Source organism: Azonexus sp. IMCC34839 (assembly GCF_047047955.1).
Lineage (GTDB): Bacteria > Pseudomonadota > Gammaproteobacteria > Burkholderiales > Rhodocyclaceae > Azonexus.
Genome location: NZ_CP150631.1, coordinates 791,467 through 810,370 on the forward strand (window position 1 = coordinate 791,467; position 18,904 = coordinate 810,370).

Below are 18,904 nucleotides of genomic sequence, written 5' to 3' on the forward strand. Positions count from 1 at the left end.
CAGGCGGGAATCCAGAAAACTAAACCCCCTGGATCCCCGCCTGCGCGGTGATGACGAATTGATGAGCGCCCACGGCCAGTTTTGTACCGAACCCACGCACAAGGACACCTCCATGCCCTACCTCTTCGAATTCAGCTACCACAACCCGACGCAGATCGTTTTCGGCAGCAACAGCTTCGCCAAGCTGGGCGGCCTGGTGCCGGCCGACGCCAAGGTGCTGCTGCTCTACGGCGGCGGCTCGATCAAGAAGAACGGCGTCTACGAAAAGGTAACGGCGGCGCTGGCCGGGCGTGAAATCGTCGAATTCGCCGGCGTCGAACCCAATCCGACGCTGGAAACCCTGACTGCTGCGGTGCACCTCGCCAAAACGCAAAAAACCGATTTCGTCCTCGGCGTCGGCGGCGGCTCGGTGTCGGACGGCGCCAAGTACGTCGCCTGTGCCGCGCTCTATGACGGCGACGGCTGGGACATCGTCAGCGGCAAGCACTTCCCCAAGGTCGCGCTGCCGGTCGGCATCGTCCTCACCCTGCCGGCCACCGGCTCGGAATCCAACGTCGGCGCAGTCGTCACCCGCAAGGCGACGCTGGAAAAGCGCGTCTTCTACGTGCCGCCGGCCCGCCCGCGTTTCGCCATCCTCAACCCCGAGGTTATGACCAGCCTGCCCGACCGCCAGCTCGAAAACGGCCTCGTCGATGCCTTCGTGCATGTCTGCGAGCAATACCTAACCTATCCGGTCGGCGCACTGGTCCAGGATGGCTACGCCGAAGCCGTCATGAAGGCCCTGAAAACCCTGGCCGACAGCTTCGACCAGCGCCGCGAAACCGCCTGGCAGCAAAACCTGATGTGGGCCGCCAACCAGGCCCTGTGCGGCATCATCGGCGTCGGCATGCCGACCGACTGGATCACCCACCGCATCGCCGTCGAACTCACCGCGCTGTGGAACATCGACCACGGCCGCACCCTGTCGATCATCCAGCCCTGGCTGCTGCGCGAACTGATCGAAGCCAAGCGCGCCAAGCTCGAACAAATGGGCCGCAACGTCTTCGGCCTGGCCAATCCGAGCGCCGAAGACACCATCGCCGCCATCGAAACCTTCTACCGCAGCCTGCGCATGCCGGTGCACCTGCGCGAAGCCGGCATCACCGAGACCGACGCCGCCGACCGCGTCTGGCAAGCCGTCCTCGCCCACGGCAACGCCGCCCTGGGCACCCATGCCGAAGTGGATGAAGCAAAGACCGAAAGGATCGTGCGGGCGGCTTGCGGTTGAGCGGGATTCGCTGGAAAAACGAACGGGCCTGAATGGCCCGTTTTTATTCCTGTTGAGTGCGCAATTGGCTACTCTGAGGGGACTGCTGCGGTGCACTGTTGGTTTTTGGCAAAAAACCGAACTGAAAATCAAGTCGTGGTCTATCCCTGAGTACCTATAGATTCCTATTTAGTTGGTTTTAGAGTTTTTGTTACAAGTTCAGGCATCAGAATGTCTGGGCCGCACCGCCCTGCGTTTCCTCTAGTTGCATACACTCCACTCACCAGACGTTCGAGCCAACCACCGGCATAGCTAATTTGGACGTCGCGACTGAGAACATCACCAGAATCCCTTGCTCGTACGCGTGACTCGATGCGTATAAAGGTATCTCGAACATCCCCCTTTTTTACTTCATAGACATATTTAGCAATCGGTGCGATCCCGACCTCTCTACGGATTTTCCCGTCAGGTTGAAGACTGATCCGAGAACGTTTGCCACCGACCTCCTCTCCTTCGACAAAGTAGTATCCGTACTTTTTTATCCATTCCTCGTGAGGTGTCATAACCGAATTATCAAATCCCTCCACTCCCTCTACCACGCGATAGATATGCATCCCACCTTCAGCCTCACACATCTGTTTGAGCTTGATCCGCCCATAGATGGCATCGGCCATAGGAATCAGGAACGCTGCGATGACAATGATCGCCTTAGTCCAGCGCTTGGCCGCATGCTTAAAGAGCTTCGTGGCGACCCAGATATAGCCGGCAACTAACGCAAACACGAATAACCCGCCCATTTATGCCGCCTCCCTCTATTCGCGGAATCAATCGGGGACAGACCACGTTTTCTTCCCCACTCCTGCGGTGCACTACCCATTTCCGGCAAAAACCAGTACATAAGTGGCTTGTGGTTCGCGCTACTCGCACCCGATATTTTATGAGAAAGGAATAATGCTCCAACTCCGCCCCAATTGCGAATGCTGCAACAAGGATCTGCCGCCGGAGTCCGCCGAGGCGCGCATCTGTTCCTTCGAGTGCACTTTTTGTGCGACGTGCGCCGATACGGTGCTGCACGGCACCTGCCCGAATTGCGGCGGCGAGTTGGTGGTGCGGCCGCGGCGGCCGGCGAGGAAACTGGAGAAATACCCGGCCTCGACCGAGCGCGTCTATAAGCCGCAGGGTTGCTCGGGGCGCTGAGGGCTTACGGGCAGGTGGCCGGGTCGCTGTAGAAGGCGGTCAGGCCTTCGTCTTTCAGGCGGTCGAGGTAGCAGCCGTAGCGGCGTTCCCAGGCGAAGGCGCGGTCGTCGGCGAGCAGGCCGGGGATGTTGGTCAGGTCGACTTCGGCCACGGCCAGGCTGGGCGTGGCGGTGGCCTGCATGATGCCCTCAACGAGCAGCATGGTGGATAGCAGGTAGGCCGCCGGGGCGTGCGGGGCGCCGGTCTGGGCCACGGTTTCGCCCATGGTCAAGCGGGCCAGGTGGTCGATGCTCTGGCTCAGGGTAGGCAGCGGAATGCTGCGCTGGGCCGCTTCGTTCGGATACAGCTTTTCGATAGCCGGATAGACGCCGAGCGTGACCGGGCGGCTGACGGCGGTGAGGCTCATGCGGCCGACCGGTAGCTCGGTGGCGATGCCGGCCAGTTGTTCCTGAATCAGCTTGCGCGCCGTTTCGAGCTCGTCGCCGGTCAGCGGTTGCAGGTTGCACGGCGTCGATTCGGCATTGCGGATTTCCTGGCAGAGCAGGCGCAGCCAGGCTTTCTGGCCGAGCATGGCGCCGTAGGCGGTCTTTTCGCCGGCTACTTGCATGCTGCCACCGCCGATGTCGAGGACGTGCGTGCTGTTCAGGCGCTCGCCGAGTTGTTTCTGGCTGCCGAGATAGCCATAGGCGCCTTCGCGCAATTGCGGTACGACGAAGACGGCGACGCCGCTTTCGGCCCGGAGCCGCGCCAGGATGGCCGCCGTTTGCTCGGCATCCTTCTCGAGCGCCAAGCGCCAGGCCGAAAAGCCACCGCCGACACGCGGGCAATCAGCCGGAAGCGCGTTGCTTTCGGGAAAGTCGCGCAGCGCCTTGACGGTGGGGGCGACGGTTTCTTCGAGCCCGCGCCCGGCCCATAGTGGCTCTAGGTAATCGATATTGGCCCGCGCCGTCGCCTCGCTCAGCGTCGTGCCGGCGCGGATGCCAGAAGAGCCGATGTCGTAGGCGATGCGGCAGGCCGGATCGGCCCCGGCCGCAGCAGCCAGGCCGATCAGCAGGAGGCCGGCAAGGTGCCGGCACAGCCGCTGGAACATCAGAGGTGCAGATAGCCCATGATGCCGACGCCGACACCGCCGGAGGCGGCGAGCAGCACGGCGCCGATCAGCCAGCGCTTGCGGGTGAGCAGCGCGATGGCCGAGAGGGCGATGGCAATCTGGAGCAGCGTGGTGGCCAACGCCCAGCGCTCATGCACGTGCATTTCTTCCGAGCTCTTGTGGTCGGATTCCTTGGCCTCGGCTTCGAGCTTGTCGGCCTCGGCCTTGATTTCTTCCTTCTCGCGCTTGTAGCGCTCGACGGCATCCTTGAACTTCTGCTGCGCCTCGCCGGTGGTCAGCGTGACGGAAAGCTCGGCCAGATTCTGCTTGTTGCTCTTGGCCTGGTAGTAGTTCCACTGGTTGGAGGCGGCCGTTTTCTGGATGGCGGCTTCGTTCTTGTAGAGCAGCGCGGCATTCTGCGAATGACCGCCCATGTAGCCGAAAATGGCGCCGACCGTCGACAGGATGGCGGTCAGCACTGCAACGCGGGCAGTGAATTTGTCGCCGCCGTGATGGGCGACGTGCTCGACTTCATGATCGTGCGGGCCGTGAACGTGAAAACCGTGTCCGGACATTGTTGTTTTCTCCTTACAACTTGGGTTGGGGCGTAAGGAGGCGGATTTTATGGTGGAAAACGTCGATTCGTACAGAAAACTCACCAACCGACTGGCGGCAGGAGATCAGACAGCCCCGCGGGTCGCCTCACCCTGCCCGCCCAGCCACTTGTAAAGCATGGCGTAGAGGTCGTCCGGCTCGAAGGGCTTGCTGATGAAGTCGTTCATGCCCGCCGCCAGGCAGCGCGCCCGGTCTTCGGCAAAGGCGTTGGCGGTCATGGCCAGAATGGGCACCGATGCCATCTCGCTACGCTGGCGTAGTTGGCGCGTGGCCTCCAGGCCGTCCATGTTGGGCATCTGCATGTCCATCAGGATCAGGGCGTAGTCGCCGCGACTGGCCAGTTCGAGCGCCATGAGGCCGTCTTCCGCCACCTCGACGGCCAGGCCGGCGTCTTCGAGCATGGCCTTGGCGATCTCGCCATTGATCGGCTCGTCATCGACCACCAGGATGCGTCGGCCGAAGCATTCGGCCTTGATGCGCTCGAAGGCGGCTTCCTCGATTTCCGGCTTGGCGCTGCCGCTATCGGCCACCTTGGGCAAGCTGACGGTGAACCAGAAAGTGCTGCCCTGCCCCAATTGGCTGCTCGCCCCGGCATCGCCGCCCATCAGACTCGCCAGCTTCTTGCAGATGGCCAGCCCGAGACCGCTGCCGCCATATTTGCGCGAAATGCTGCTGTCGGCCTGCTCGAAATCGTTGAACAGGCGGGGCAGGTTTTCCGGTGCGATGCCGATGCCGGTATCGCTGACTTCGAAGCGGATCAGCGCTCTATCCGCCGACTCCTCGACGGGAAATACCCGAATCGCCACCTTGCCCGTCTCGGTGAACTTGACGGCATTGGTGCCCAGATTGAGCAGCGATTGCTGAATGCGCGTCACGTCGCCGATGAAGCTGCCCAAGCGGGGATCGATCGAGACTTCGATCGGCAGGCCTTTTTCACCCGCCCGCGGGCGCAACATCTCGGCCACGTTATTAACAGCATCGGCCACGCGAAAAGGCGCCGACTCCAGTAGCAGCTTGTCGGCTTCGATTTTGGATAGATCGAGGATGGCGTTGATCGTCCCCATCAGATGCCGCCCGGCCTGTTCCAGCAAGCTCAAACGCTCTTCCTGCTCGGGCGGCAGGCCGGCCCTGCGGATCAGGTGGGCGATGCCGGTGATGGCGTTGAGCGGCGTGCGGATCTCGTGGCTCATGTTGGCCAGGAAAGCGCTTTTCGCCCCGGAGGCTTCTTCCGCGCGCTGGCTCGCCTGCCGCGCTTCGTCGAGCGCGGCCGCCAGGTTGTCGGAAAGCTCGTTGATGTCGCGAACCAGGCGGCCGATTTCGGTGTTGTCATGACCGGCAGGAATGGCCAGGCGCTCGCCGGCGGCGGCATCCATCCGGTGCAGGTCGAGCGATATCTGGCGGATCGGGCGCAGGAAAAACAGGGTCAGGGCCAGGAAAATCGCCAGCGAAACGAAGACCAGCTGCCAGGCCTGCTGCTTGATGGCGAGAGCGACATAGTCGTCGCGCAGCTCGTCGATGACTTCCGGATTGGGAAACAAAGTGATCGTCCCGACCACCTCATTGGGCGTAAATGGCGAACGCACCTCGCGGCTGAGCGGCGGCAGGATCGCCGCACCCGCCTTGGCCACCTTCTTGGCCTGGCGCGACTGTTCGCTGAGCAGGCCGCGCGTGGAATCGATCGAGACCCGATAGATTTCGCGGTTGCTCAACAAGCCCTTGGCGACTTCCTTGGCCAGATCTTCATTACCCAGGAAACAGGCGGTTTGCACGGTGACCAGCACCGTATCGACCAGCTGGTTCAGCTGCCGGTTGACCGACTGCTCGTAGCGGCGATGGGTCTCGACCACGGTATAGGCAATCGAAACGACACTGGCTGCCAGAAAGGCCAGAACGGTGATGAACAATGCCTTGGCGAGGATTCCGGTCTTTGGATGGCGCACAGTTTCCCTCTTCGAGCGCTTACGGAGACAGCGACAGCACGACCCGGAAACGCGAATCGGCTTTGTTGCGCTCGATATAGCCGATGCCGCCGCGCGTCCTCAGCACATAGGAGAGCACTTCGCCAACGTCATCCGCCGAGGCCGGGGGCCGCGCCGCGCCGGAAAAATGCAGGCGCGCCCAGTAGGCGTTGATCTCGGAGGGAGATTTCTCGACCAGTCGCTGGTAGAAATCAGCCCGCATTTCGCTGCCTTTCGGTTGATCCACCGGATAAGCCGTGTCGCCACCGGGGAACTGCCGGTAGCGCCCCATGAAGATGTTGACGACTTCGGTCTGCGACAGATGGGTCACTGGCGAACGGGCATCGACGACGACAACCAGTTCGGCTCGCGCCAAGGGCTGCATCAGGCAGAACAGCGCCAGGCATTTGAGGAGAAGTCTGAGGATGGGCGTCATGGTCCGCTCCTCAGAAGGCGAAATCCAGAGCCACGCTCAGGATCTCCATCTTGCCGCTCCAGTTCGAGAACTCGCCGCGGTAAGGCATGTAGCTGTTGGGATCGCCCCGGACCACATCGAGTTGCGCCTTGAGCGCCATGTTCTCGCGGAAATCCCAGCGCGCACCGAGCGTGACCGTGTGACGATCCATGTGAGCCGGTTTGCGCAGGTTGTCGACCACGGGCACCAACAGGGCGGACGGCGGATTGCTCAAGGCTTTCTGCGACGATTTGACCGTCGAGTAGCCAAGATAAGGTGTCACCTCGCCGATACGGTACGAGGCCAGCAGGAAAGCCGACCAGCTGTTCTCGTAGGAACGCGACTCGTGCTGGATGCGACCGTACATCCCCTGCAGGCGGAACGGTCCCTTGTCGTACACCACGCCCAGCGAGCTGAAGCCGGCGGTCTTGCCCACGGTGCTCAGTTCGGGCACCAGTGTCGTGATGTTGGGTGACGGCAGGAAGGCCAGATAGGGGCTGAGATAAGGCGCTGCCAATTGGTTGACCGGTATCTCATGCGACGAAAAACGCACCTCGGCGTGACTGAGCCGGACCTGCCACGGACCATCGAGGTAATCGAGATAACCGCCACGCAGGCGGCTGCCGCTCAAATCCCAGGCAATGTCACCGAAGAACGGCGTTTTTTCCGGCGAATAGCCCTGATAAAGCTTGGCGCGCAGCAGGCCGGAGCCGACCGGCAGACTGCCGCTGATATCGGCGCCATCGAAATAGGAAAAGATCAGCGGCGAGAAGAAATCGGGGGCCGGCCGGACCGTCAGGTTGGAGTAGCCGATCAGGCGCGAATCCGACAGCATGTAGAACTCGGTGCCGAGGCGCCCGGCACGCAGCTTCAGCCCCGGTGTGAACTCGTGGCCAATATAGGCCCAGGAAACCTCCGGCCCCCAATTGCCGTTGTAGCGATAACGGCTGATGACCTGCACCACGGCCTCGGTCGAAGCGGTGAAATTGAAATTGGCCTGTGCGCCGAGCACGGAATCGATATTCGGCGACCAGTCGGTCTTCAAGCCATAAGGCTGCGACGAATCGCGCACATATTGGGCGGTGCCGCTGGTCGAGCGGGCAGCCCCCAGGGTGCCGAAGGCATGGATGCTGAGTGGGAATTCCTGCGGCGGCGGACTTTCCTCCTCGCCGAAGGCAAGGCCGGACACCATGGCGACAAGGCAAAACACCCAGGCATTACGCTTCGCCCCCGCCCAAGCCGTTGGCTTGGGAGTCATTCGCTCCCCCATCTAGAGCCCCTTTACCTTTCAGTCATGCATATAAGATTTTTTTAATTTTGTGACAATTGTCAGGCTCGATCAATCTGCAGAACGTCATAGCCAGCTATGACGTTCGTGAAACGGAATGGTTCAAGCCTTTGTTTCAATGGAAATCACGACTCCGCGTTTCCAGCCTGCCCAGCCATGACGAAAGATCGACCAGGCGCTTGGCGATCAGGTGGATGACCTCGCCCTCCTTCTGCAACTGGCCATAGACGCCGAGCAGCGTCGCGCCGAGCAGTTCGCGGCGTTGCTTTTCCACCAGTTCCGGCTTGACGACGATATTGGCCAGGCCGGTTTCGTCTTCGAGGGTGACGAAAACGATGCCGGTGGCCGTGCCCGGCCGTTGGCGACCGACCACGATGCCGGCGGCGCGCACCAGCGCCCGGTCGCCGGTGCTGCGCAGGTCGGCGGCGCAGACGAAGCGACGTTCGGCCAGATGCGGGCGCAGCAAGTGCAGCGGATGGCGGCGCAGGGTCAGGTGCAGGCGCTGGTAATCGGCGACCAGGTTTTCCGCTTCGCTCGGCGCGGCCAGCACGGGGGCGGTTTCCGGCGGCGGCAGGCCGTCGAACAGGTCGCCCTGGGCCACTGCAGTGGTCGCCTGCCAGGCGGCTTGCCGGCGATGCCCGGCGAGATTGGCCAGCGCATCGGCGGCGGCCAGCACGTCGAGGTCGCGCCGGGTCAGCCCGGCCCGCGCGGCGAGATCGGCGACGCTGGAAAATGGCCCATTTTGCCGGTGCACCGCAGCACTCTCCCCGGCGGCCTGCCGCAGGCCGTCGATCAAGCGCAGGCCGAGGCGGACGCTGCCATCGGGGTCGAGCCGGCTGTCCCAATCGCTCGCCGTCACATCCGGTGGGCGCACGACGACGCCGTGACGCTGCGCGTCCTGCACCAGCATCGACGGCGAGTAAAACCCCATTGGCTGACTGTTGAGCAGGCCGCATAAAAAAGCCGCCGGCTCGTGGCGCTTGAGCCAGGCCGAGGCATAAACAAGCAATGCGAAGCTGGCGGCGTGCGACTCGGGAAAGCCGTATTCGCCAAAGCCCTGAATCTGCTGCACGATGCGCTCGGCGAACTCGGCCGGCAGGCCGTTCTTGGCCATGCCGGCGCGCAGCTTGTCCTGAAACGGCTCCAGCCCACCCTTGCGCCGCCAGGCGGCCATTGAGCGGCGCAATTGATCCGCCTCGCCCGGCGTGAAATCGGCGGCGACGATGGCCAGTTGCATGACCTGTTCCTGGAAAATCGGCACGCCGCAGGTGCGTTCCAGCACGGCATCGACCTCAGGCGAGATTTTCTCGATGCGCTCCAGACCCTGCCGACGCCGCAGGTAGGGATGGACCATGTCGCCCTGGATCGGCCCCGGCCGCACCAGCGACACTTCGATGACCAGATCGTAGTAATTGCGTGGTTTCAGGCGCGGCAACATGCTCATCTGCGCCCGCGATTCGACCTGAAAGACGCCGATGCTGTCGGCCCGGCACAGCATGTCGTAGGTGGCCTTGTCCTCGGGCGGGATATCCTTCAGGCCAAAAGGCCGGCCATCGCGCTCGGCCAGTGTGGCCAGCGTGCGGCGGATGGCCGACAGCATGCCCAGTGCCAGCACATCGACTTTCATCAGACCGAGGGCGTCGATATCGTCCTTGTCCCACTGGATGACGGTGCGCTCGGGCATCGCCGTATTCTCGACCGGCACCAGCCGCGCCAACGGCCCGCGCGACATGACAAAGCCGCCGACGTGCTGCGTCAGATGGCGCGGAAAGCCGCGCAACTGCTCGGCCAGCCACAGCCATTTCTCGACGCGCGGCGCTTGCGGGTCGAGGCCCAGCTCGGCGAAGCGCTCCGGCAGTTGCTCGCGCTTGTCCCACCAGGCGAGCGAGGCGGTCAGCGCGTCGATCTGCGCAATGCCGAAACCGAGCGCCCGCCCGGCATCGCGCAGCGCGCCCTTGGTCCGGTAGGTGATCAGCGCGGCGGTCAGCGCCGCCCGCTCGTGCCCGTATTTGCGGTAGATGTAGGCGATAACCTCGGGCCGCCGCTCGTGCTCAAAATCGACATCGATGTCGGGCGGCTCGCCGCGCTCTTTCGAAATGAACCGCTCGAACAACATGCCGGCCCGCGCCGGATCGACTTCGGTGATACCGAGCGCAAAGCAGACCGTCGAATTGGCCGCCGAGCCGCGCCCCTGGCACAGGATGCCAACGCTGCGCGCGAAGACGACGATGTCGTACACGGTCAGAAAGTACGCTTCGTAGCGCATCTCGGCGATCAGGCGCAGTTCGTATTCGATGCGCCGCCGGACATCGTCCGGCTCGCCTTCCGGGTAGCGCCGGCGCAGCCCGGCCTCGGTTTCGTGACGTAGCCAACTGCTCGGCGTGTGGCCGGCGGGGACAATCTCTTCCGGATATTCATAGCGCAGCTCGTCCAACGAAAACTGGCACTGCTCGGCGATCTTCAGCGTTTCAGCCAGCCATTCAGGCGGATAGAGGCACGACAGGCGCAAGCGGGTGCGCAAATGGCGTTCGCCGTTGGGAAAAAGCGCGTGGCCAGCCTCGAACACTGTGGTTTTCAGGCGCAATGCGGTCAGCACATCCTGCACCGGCCGCCGCGCCTTGACGTGCATGTGCACATCGCCCGCCGCCACCAGCGGCAGACCGGAGGCTTCGCCCAGCGCACGCAAGGACTCCATCCGGGCAACATCATCCGGCCCGGCATGGAGTTCGACGGCCAGCCAGCAGCGGCCAGGAAAACGCTCGGCCAGCCAGCGCCCATCTTCCACTGTCGCGCCCTCGCCCGGCACCCACAGCACCAGGCAATCGGGCAGCGCGCCGCTCGGCGAAATGGCGTTCAGGTCATGGCGTTGCAGGGTGTAATCGCCCTTCTCCGCCCGCCGCCTGGCCAGCGTGATCAGCGCCGAGAGGTTGCCGTAGCCCTCGCGCTTCCTGGCCAGAAACACCAGCTTCAGGCCATCGGCCGTCGTCATTTCGCTGCCGATGATCAGCTTGGGCGGAGCGGGCAGCACCTTCAGCGCCAGATGCGCCCGCACCACGCCGGCCAGCGAGCATTCGTCGGTCAAGGCCAGCGCGGCATAGCCCTGCGCCGCCGCCTGTGCAACCAGTTCCTCGGGGTGGGAGGCGCCGCGCAGAAAGCTGAAATTGGACAGGCAATGCAGTTCGGCGTAGGCCGGCAGCGGCGTATTCATGACCGCCTCCCGGCAAACGATGGACGGATCACGGGCAAAGTAGACATGGCAACCCGGCGCAAATCAGGCGAACAAGCCGTGCAGGAACCAGCCGCGCGCGTCGCGGAAAATCCAGGCCCATTGCCCCAGCGGATTGCGCGCCACGAAATAATCGCGCCGCACATCGCCCACCGCTTCCGCCTCGCCGCCATCCCACCAGCCGCTCTCCAGCCGCTCGCCACGCGTCAGCAATTCCAGTCGGCCATGCCAATGCGGCCCGCCGCCGCGCTCGATCAGAGCTTGTGGCTCGGGCAGCAGCCAGAGCGGCCGCTGCGGGGGCGCTGCTGCGGTGCACTGCCCGTTTTGGGCAAAAACCGAATGGCCTTCCGGCGGTGTAACGGGTTGGCTCACCGCCACGGATTCGCCCAGCGCCGAGGCCGCCACCGTCGCGCATTCCGGCCTGTGCTCCGCACGCACACTCAGCCGCCGCACCGCCCCCTCGCCCAGCCGCGCCTGCAGGCGCTCCAGGCAAGCCGCCGCGCCCTCGCCGCTCGGCGCGACGTCAAAGAGGTGAATGCTGTCGCCCGGCTGCGCCATGACCTCATCCGCCTCCAGCCGCAGGCGCTCGACCGGGCCAGCCAGTTGCAAACGCCCCAAGTATTCGCGCAACAGGCGCAACAGCCGCGCCTCATCGGCGCTCGCCTCGCCCAAGGCCAGGCGCAAGACGCCCGGCGGTTCGCCGTCGTAATCGAGATGCAGCGAACAGCTACGCAGCAGCAACTGCCGCCCATGCAACCAGCCGCACAAGGCGGCGAACAGGCGCTGCCCAGCGAAGATCAGGGCCTCGGCATGCTCGACGCGAGACGGCAACTCCAGCCCCTGGACGAAATGCTCAGGGAAGACAAAGGCGCGTTGCGGGTCGGGCAAATCGCCCCGGGCGCGCAGCCATTCGTCCACCGCCACATTGCCAATGCGCTGGCGCAAGCCGGCCAAGGGCAAGCTCGCCAGATCGCCCAGCTGACGCACGCCGAAGGCATCGAGCCGACTCAAGGATTCCGCCGGCCAAGCGGTAACAGTGCATGGCAAGGCGGAAAGTGCTGTCGGCAAGGCTTCCGGCGCATCGCACACCGCCGCCGCACCGGCCCGTGCCAGCCAGCGGGCGGCCAGCGGCGTGGGGGCAACGGCCCATTGCGTCGTCCAGCCCTGGGCCGCACAACCGTTCAAGGCCGCCTTGACGATGTGCTCGAGGCCGCCGAAAAGGCGCAGGCAACCGCCGATTTCCAGCAGCAAGGCATCCGGCGGCGCCAGGCTGACGGTGGGCGTGAAATTGCCGGCCCAGCAGGCGAGTTGATCGAGGGCGAGCGTCTCGCGCAGCGCTTCGCGTTCGAAGGCGCGCAGGCCGGGCGCGAGGCCGAGCGCCGTCGACAGCTTCTGCCCCGGTGTGACCCCCGCCGCGCTGGCCGCCGCATCGCAGGCGAGGAGCCGCCCGCGCTGGACGACCGCGCTAGGCGATTGCCGCAAGGGCAGCGCTTCGAGCGGCAATAACGGAAAGTTGAGGGCCAGCCACAGCACGGCTCGCTCTCCCGGGACGGGACATGGATAAAGCCAGCGGGCGCGCCGCCGGGCGGCCGCGCCGCTTGAGAATACGCACGGAAAGCTGCCCCGCCTCAGCCGCCAAGGCAACACGCAAGGGTGCGGGCGACGGTGCGGCCGCTGCTGCGGTGGACCGCCAGATTCCGGCAAAAACGGGCCGACCTTCAGCGGCGACTTGCAGGCGGCGCAAGGCGCGCGCATCGATGCCGCTCTCCGGCCACGCCAGCACACCGGCAAAACCGCCACTGGCGAGCAATTGCTCGAAGCACCACGCCACCTGCTTGCCAGCCTGAACGATGACGAGCCGCTCCAGCGCCAGACCGGCCGCTGCCCAGGCCGGCGCATGCGGCAACCAGGGCGGCGCGACCAGCGCCAGCCAGCCGCCCTCGGCCGACAAGCGAGCCAGCGCCGGCAGCAGCAAGCTCATCTCGCCGATGCTGGCGCGGTCGACCAGCAGTTCGGTGAGATTGCCGCGCGGCCAGCCGCCACCCGGCAATTCGGCATCGAGTTCAGGATGGCCGCTGGGAATGCTGGCATCGGGCAGGCTGGCCAGCGCATCGCCGCGCCAGACATCGCCCCGGGCCAGTACTTCCGCCAGCGCGACCGGCGACGGCATGGCGTTCATGACAGCCTGGAGGCAGCTCCGCGAATCAGGCCGACGGCGATGCCTTCGATGGCGAAATCGACTTCGGCCGGATTGACGATGATGGGCTCGAAATCCGGGTTCTCGGCGATCAGCTTGATGAAGCCGTTGCCGCGCTCCAGCCGCTTGACCGTGACTTCTTCATCGAGCCGGGCGACGACAATCTGGCCATCGCGCGCCTGCGTGGTCTTGTGCACGGCCAGCAAATCGCCGTCGAAAATACCGGCGTCGATCATCGACAGGCCGCGCACTTTCAGCAGGAAATCAGCGCGCGGGCTGAACAGATTGGCATCGAGCGCATAGCGCCCCTGCACGTTTTCCACGGCCAGAATGGGCGAACCGGCGGCAACGCTGCCGATCAGCGGCAAGCCGAGTTGCTCGACCAGACGAATACCACGCGCCGAGCCCGGCTCCAAGTTGATGGCGCCCTTCTTGGCCAGGGCTTTCAGATGATCTTCCGCCGCGTTGGGCGAAGCGAAGCCGAAGGCGCTGGCGATTTCCGCCCGCGTCGGCGGCGCGCCGAGCACCTCGACGGTGTTCTTGATGAAGTCGAGAATTTCCTGCTGACGTGGCGTGAGTTTCATGGCTTTGCTCCGCGAAAAAGCTTTGACTGTATTTTTGTACAGTAATCGATTTTTAGCAAGATGCTTTGCCCCCTTCGCCCCAAATAAAGCAATCCGAAAAACAGCAAATTTTTGTCGCCCAATCTTGTTGCTAGGCTTAAAATGGCAAAAATAAAATGATAGTAAAAAAGGAACACAAACCATGACCGATCTGGCAGGTATGCCGATATCGCAGCCTCGCCAATTTAAGCAAGGAGAGGATTGATGCCTCGTCTTCGCTTGCGCGGTCTGGTCATTGGCGGCATCGTTTTATCAAATCTGATTGTTTTCACGTTCACCGGCTATTCGCTGCTGACCAGCTATCGCAATCATGAGCAGCGTGCCGAAGTCCTGACCCAGAATATCGCTCGAGCCCTGGAATTGAATCTGGCCAATTCCACGGAAAAAATCGATCTGCTGTTGCGCTCCACGGCCGATGAACTGCAACGCCAACTCGGCACCGCGCAAGGCATCGACGAAACAGGCATGCAGTTCTTCCTGGCCCGATTGCAGGACCGCATCCCGGACCTCGAAGGTCTGCGCGTCGCCGATGCCAGCGGTCTGGTATTTCTCGGCAAGGATGTCAGAAAGGAAGACAAGGTCAGTTGGGCCGATCGGGAATATTTCATCCATCACCGTGACCACGACGACCGCACCCTGCAGATTTCCAAGCCACGCTTGGGACGTGTCGCCAAGAAACACATCGTCGGCTTCGCCCTGCGCTACAACCATCCTGACGGTCGCTTCGCCGGCGTCATTTCCGCCACCCTGCCGCTCGATTACTACTCGCAATTGCTGTCACGCTTCGATGTCGGCCCTCACGGCACCATCTCCCTGCGCGACAGCGACTTGGGATTAATCACCCGCGTTCCTGCCATTTCGGACAAGCCGGCCGGCCAGATCGGCAACAAGATCCTGTCGCCGGAATTCATGCAACTGTTCGGCTCCGGCATCGCCTCGGCCACCTTCAAGACACCGGCCAGTGGCGATGGCTTCCAGCGCATCATCACCTATCACAACCTGGGTTACGTGCCGATGATCGCCATCGTCGGAACAGCCGACAAGGACTATCTGGAACACTGGTACGACGAGTTGTACCTGTCTCTCACCGTGGTTCTGGGTTTTCTTGGGTTGTCGTTCATCCTCGGCCGCCTGACCCTCTTCTTCCTGCGCCGAACCGAGCAGGAAAGCGAGCGCAACCGCCTCTACCTGCAACAAGCCAGCGACGGCATTCACATTCTCGACAGCGACGGCCGACTGATCGAAGCCAGCGATAGCTTCTTCAACATGCTGGGCTATACGCGCGAGGAACTGATTGGTGCCAGCGTCGCCCAATGGGATGCTCGCTGGCCGACCGACACACTGCTGCACGACATTCTGCCGGCAAAACTCGCGCTGACCTCCCCTGCCTCTCAGGAAACCGCACATCGCCGCAAAGATGGTCGCCTGATCGATATCGAACTGAACCTTGATGCTTTTGACATCGACGGCAAGCGTTATCTCTACGCAGCCGCCCGCGACATCACCGAGCGCAAGCAGGCCGAAGCCGCCCTGCGCGAGAGCGAACAGCATTTCCGCACGCTGGCCAACGGCGGCACAGCCTTGATCTGGACCGCCGGCATCGACAAGCTACGCGACTACTTCAACGAACCCTGGCTACGTTTCACAGGCCACTCGCTGACGGAAGAACTGGGTAACGGCTGGCTCGACGGCGTACATCCTGACGACAGGGATCGCTTCGCCAGCATCTACGCCGAACATTTCGAGCAACGTAGCGGTTTCAGCATGGAATACCGCCTGCGTAACGCCAATAGCCAATATCGCTGGATACGCGACGACGGCAAGCCTCGCTACGACACGCAAGGCAATTTCATCGGCTACATCGGCTTCTGCTACGACATCACCGAGCAAAAGACCACCGCCGAAGAACTCGAACGGCATCGTCATGACCTGGAACAACTGGTCATCCAGCGTACCGAACAACTGGCCGCTGCCAAGGCTAGCGCCGAAGCGGCCAGCGTGGCCAAGAGCGCCTTCCTGGCCAACATGTCGCACGAGATTCGCACGCCGCTCAACGCCATAACCGGAATGGCCCACCTGATTCGGCGCACAGGACTCTCCGACGAGCAGGCAAACCGCTTCGACAAGTTGGAGGCCGCCAGCCAACACCTGCTCGAAATCATCAATACCGTCCTCGATCTGTCCAAGATCGAAGCCGGCAAATTCACGCTCGACGAAAGTGAAATCCGGGTCGAAGGCCTGCTCGCCAACGTCACGTCGATGTTGCATGAACGCGCTCAACTCAAGGGCTTGCAGTTCATCACTGAAACCCGCGCCATCCCGCACCACCTGTGCGGCGATGCCACCCGCCTGCAACAAGCCCTGCTGAACTACGCCAGCAATGCCGTCAAATTCACCGAATCCGGCCGCATTACCCTGCGCGTTTTGACGGTGGAAGAGGACCGACAACAAGCCCTGCTCCGTTTCGAAGTTCAAGATACGGGCATCGGCATCGAAGCCTCCGTGCTCGACAAACTATTCGATGCTTTCGAGCAGGCCGACAATTCGACTACGCGCCGCTATGGCGGCACAGGCCTGGGGCTTGCCATCACGCGCAAGCTGGCCGAATTGATGGGGGGCACCGCCGGAGCCAGCAGCACCCCAGGAAAAGGCAGCCTGTTCTGGTTCACTGCCCGTCTGCGCAAAAGCGCACCAGCAACGGCCTCGGCAAACACTGTCGCTGCCGAAAGTGCCGAAGAGCGCATCATTCGTTGCCATGCCGGCAAACGTGTCCTGCTGGTCGAGGACGAACCGGTGAATCGCGAAATCACTCTCAGCTTGCTGGAAGACGCAAAACTCAGCATCGATTGTGCCGAAGATGGCATCGAGGCACTGGATCTGATCGCCCAACACACCTACGACCTGATCCTGATGGACATGCAGATGCCGCGCATGGACGGACTGGAGACGACACGGCAGATACGCCAGCGGCTGGAAAACCAGTGTTTGCCGATCGTCGCCATGACGGCCAATGCCTTCGCCGAAGACAAGGCGCAGTGCTTCGCGGCAGGGATGGACGACTTCCTGGCCAAACCGGCCAGACCCGACACCCTGTTTGAAACGGTGCTGGCCTGGTTGGAACAGCCGCATCGCAACCGACCCCCGCAGTAAAACGGCAGGCGAACTCAGGTCGGCAGATCGAAGCCTTTCAGCTTGCGGTACATATCGACCGCGTAAGAGTCGGTCATGCCGGCAACGAAATCGGCCACCTGTAACAGGCGCACATAGGGGTCTGGATCCGGTTCGCCGCCGTGACCGAGGAATTGCGTCGGCAGCAGCTTCATCAGCATGCGTTCGCGCGTCGTGAACCGGGCAAATCCCGCCTTGGCCTCGACAGCATTGGTGAACAGGCCAAGCAAGGCACCGAGCACCTCGAAACCCGCTGTTTCGATTTCCAGCGCCGGCCGGGCCGTATAGATCGTTTCCTTGGCTAGTTTCAGCACCCCCTGCAGCGGAATGGCGACCGGCGATTGCTCGAGCAGTTCGTCGTCGAACGTTCCGTTGAGGATGGCCTCCTCGTTTTCCAGAAAAACCGCCGCTGCACTCTCCAGCAAGCGCCCGATGGCCTTGGCGCGCAGATACTCCAGGCGCTCCTTCGGATCGTGCAGGCGCTCCAGCCGGCCGCCGCTCAAGGCGCTGCCTGCCAGGTCGCCGAGCAGGCATTCGGCGTCCTTGTAAGGCACGAAGCCCAGGCGCGCCGCATCTTCCAGGTCGACGATCAGATAGCAGGTGTCGTCCGCCACCTCAACCAGGAAAGCCAGCGGGTGCCGCCGCCAGGCCTGCCCCGGCAAACGCTCGACCATGCCGGTCGCCTTGGCAACCAGGGCAAAGTTGTCGGCATCCTGCTGGAAGAAGCCGAATTTCTTGCCGCTTTTTCCCGGTAAATCGCTGTCCACCGCAGAAGGCCGCGGATATTTGGTGAAAGTTGCCAAGACGGCGCTGGTCAGCTGCAACCCACCGGGGTTGGCCGGACTCTGCAGTCGGCTGACGATACGGAAGCCCTGCGCGTTGCCCTCGTAGCGCTCGAAATCGGCGCGCTGGGCCGGCGTGAATTCGTGCCGGTCGAGCAGTCCGGAATTGCGGAACCACTCGCGGATCGCATCCTCGCCGGCATGACCGAAGGGCGGGTTGCCGATGTCGTGGGCCAGACAGGCGGCCGCGACAATGGCGCCGAAATCGCCCGACTCGACATCCTTCAAGCCGTGGCGGGCGATAATCTCGCGCCCCACGACAGCACCGAGCGAACGCCCGACGCAGCTCGCCTCCAGGCTGTGCGTCAGGCGGGTACGAACGTAATCGCTCTTGGACAGCGGAAAAACCTGGGTCTTGTCCTTCAGCCGGCGGAAGGCCGAGGTGAAGACGATGCGGTCGTAATCCTGCTGAAAGGCGGTGCGCTCGGCCGTACCGGGGGCTTTGCCCGCCCCCAGGCGTTCGCTCGACAGCAGTTTTTCCCAGGTTTTCTTCTTGCCCATGGCTTCTCGATTCGGTTCGCGATGGGCGTGGAGTTTACTCCGCTTCCAGCGCTGCCCGAATATGCTCGGGCACCGGCACCGATTTTCCGGTCTGCGTATTCATCCACACCACCTTGGCCGCCCCTTCGGCGTAGATGCGTTCATCACCCTCGATGCGCATCTCGACATAGGTCTGGAAACTGGAGCGTCCGATGCTGCCGACGTAGGTACGCACCTCGACCATGCCGGGGTAAGTCATCGGCATCAGGAAGGTGCAGCTGGCATTGATGATCACCGGCCCATCGCCGCCCGGGCGGACGATCACCTTCATGTCCTCGATCCACTCGACCCGTGCCTGCTCCATATAACGGAAATAAACGGTATTGTTCACATGGCCGTAGGCATCCATGTCGCCCCAGCGAATCGGCATCTTGGTGACGTGAATCAGTTTCTTGCGGTGTTCCATAAACGATCGTTTGAAAATGAGTTGATCAAAGGCTTTCCATACTGTACCGTATTG

15 protein-coding genes are annotated in these 18,904 nt (G+C 62.9%); 3 read left to right on the forward strand and 12 right to left on the reverse strand.

Translation table 11 applies throughout. The features are described from left to right. Nucleotides 1–112 precede the first annotated feature (112 nt). Nucleotides 113–1,267 carry an iron-containing alcohol dehydrogenase gene (locus WIF35_RS04015; protein WP_412480283.1) on the forward strand — a complete coding sequence of 385 codons (1,155 nt, stop codon included), beginning with the start codon at nucleotides 113–115 and terminating at the stop codon, nucleotides 1,265–1,267. Nucleotides 1,268–1,431: 164 nt separating this feature from the next. On the opposite strand, the gene WIF35_RS04020 is transcribed toward WIF35_RS04015, so the two are convergent. Next, the gene (locus tag WIF35_RS04020; protein WP_412480284.1) at nucleotides 1,432–2,043 is read right to left on the reverse strand and encodes a hypothetical protein; all 612 of its coding nucleotides are present in this window, start codon (nucleotides 2,041–2,043) and stop codon (nucleotides 1,432–1,434) included. Between the two features lie 154 nt (nucleotides 2,044–2,197). On the opposite strand from WIF35_RS04020, the gene WIF35_RS04025 reads away from it, so the two are divergent. Then, nucleotides 2,198–2,443, forward strand: a complete 246-nt coding sequence (locus tag WIF35_RS04025) for a DUF1272 domain-containing protein (RefSeq protein ID WP_412480285.1) — start codon at nucleotides 2,198–2,200, stop codon at nucleotides 2,441–2,443. Nucleotides 2,444–2,447: 4 nt separating this feature from the next. Here the strand turns inward: WIF35_RS04025 and WIF35_RS04030 are convergent, their stop codons facing one another. The 9 genes from WIF35_RS04030 to lexA all read right to left on the reverse strand — a co-directional run bounded on the left by WIF35_RS04030 (nucleotide 2,448) and on the right by lexA (nucleotide 13,855). Further along, nucleotides 2,448–3,533, reverse strand: coding sequence for a hypothetical protein (locus tag WIF35_RS04030; protein WP_412480286.1), 1,086 nt, complete (start codon nucleotides 3,531–3,533; stop codon nucleotides 2,448–2,450). Then, nucleotides 3,533–4,108, reverse strand: coding sequence for a DUF4337 domain-containing protein (locus WIF35_RS04035; protein ID WP_412480287.1), 576 nt, complete (start codon nucleotides 4,106–4,108; stop codon nucleotides 3,533–3,535). The genes WIF35_RS04030 and WIF35_RS04035 overlap by 1 nt, the downstream gene beginning before the upstream one ends. A gap of 105 nt (nucleotides 4,109–4,213) precedes the next feature. After that, the gene (locus WIF35_RS04040) at nucleotides 4,214–6,088 is read right to left on the reverse strand and encodes a response regulator (RefSeq protein WP_412480288.1); all 1,875 of its coding nucleotides are present in this window, start codon (nucleotides 6,086–6,088) and stop codon (nucleotides 4,214–4,216) included. Nucleotides 6,089–6,107: 19 nt separating this feature from the next. Further along, nucleotides 6,108–6,542: a hypothetical protein gene (locus tag WIF35_RS04045; RefSeq protein ID WP_412480289.1), complete on the reverse strand. Its 435-nt coding sequence runs from the start codon at nucleotides 6,540–6,542 to the stop codon at nucleotides 6,108–6,110. Between the two features lie 10 nt (nucleotides 6,543–6,552). After that, nucleotides 6,553–7,818: a hypothetical protein gene (locus WIF35_RS04050; protein ID WP_412480290.1), complete on the reverse strand. Its 1,266-nt coding sequence runs from the start codon at nucleotides 7,816–7,818 to the stop codon at nucleotides 6,553–6,555. A 145-nt stretch (nucleotides 7,819–7,963) separates the two neighbouring features. After that, the gene (locus WIF35_RS04055) at nucleotides 7,964–11,056 is read right to left on the reverse strand and encodes an error-prone DNA polymerase (protein ID WP_412480291.1); all 3,093 of its coding nucleotides are present in this window, start codon (nucleotides 11,054–11,056) and stop codon (nucleotides 7,964–7,966) included. A gap of 63 nt (nucleotides 11,057–11,119) precedes the next feature. Further along, nucleotides 11,120–12,607: a Y-family DNA polymerase gene (locus WIF35_RS04060; RefSeq protein ID WP_412480292.1), complete on the reverse strand. Its 1,488-nt coding sequence runs from the start codon at nucleotides 12,605–12,607 to the stop codon at nucleotides 11,120–11,122. Beyond that, on the reverse strand, nucleotides 12,540–13,253 hold the full coding sequence (gene imuA, locus WIF35_RS04065) for a translesion DNA synthesis-associated protein ImuA (RefSeq protein WP_412480293.1): 714 nt from the start codon (nucleotides 13,251–13,253) through the stop codon (nucleotides 12,540–12,542). The genes WIF35_RS04060 and imuA overlap by 68 nt, the downstream gene beginning before the upstream one ends. Further along, on the reverse strand, nucleotides 13,250–13,855 hold the full coding sequence (lexA, locus tag WIF35_RS04070) for a transcriptional repressor LexA (RefSeq protein ID WP_412480294.1): 606 nt from the start codon (nucleotides 13,853–13,855) through the stop codon (nucleotides 13,250–13,252). Before lexA ends, imuA begins: the two co-directional genes overlap by 4 nt. A 243-nt stretch (nucleotides 13,856–14,098) precedes the next feature. Between lexA and WIF35_RS04075 the strand changes: the two genes are divergently transcribed. Beyond that, entirely contained in the window at nucleotides 14,099–17,044 is a 2,946-nt protein-coding gene (locus tag WIF35_RS04075) for a PAS domain S-box protein (protein ID WP_412480295.1), read from the forward strand. 14 nt (nucleotides 17,045–17,058) lie between these two features. Here the strand turns inward: WIF35_RS04075 and dgt are convergent, their stop codons facing one another. Both dgt and WIF35_RS04085 read right to left on the reverse strand, forming a co-directional pair. Then, entirely contained in the window at nucleotides 17,059–18,405 is a 1,347-nt protein-coding gene (gene dgt, locus WIF35_RS04080) for a dGTP triphosphohydrolase (protein ID WP_412480296.1), read from the reverse strand. A gap of 34 nt (nucleotides 18,406–18,439) precedes the next feature. Then, nucleotides 18,440–18,850, reverse strand: a complete 411-nt coding sequence (locus WIF35_RS04085) for an acyl-CoA thioesterase (protein WP_412480297.1) — start codon at nucleotides 18,848–18,850, stop codon at nucleotides 18,440–18,442. Nucleotides 18,851–18,904: the final 54 nt, after the last annotated feature.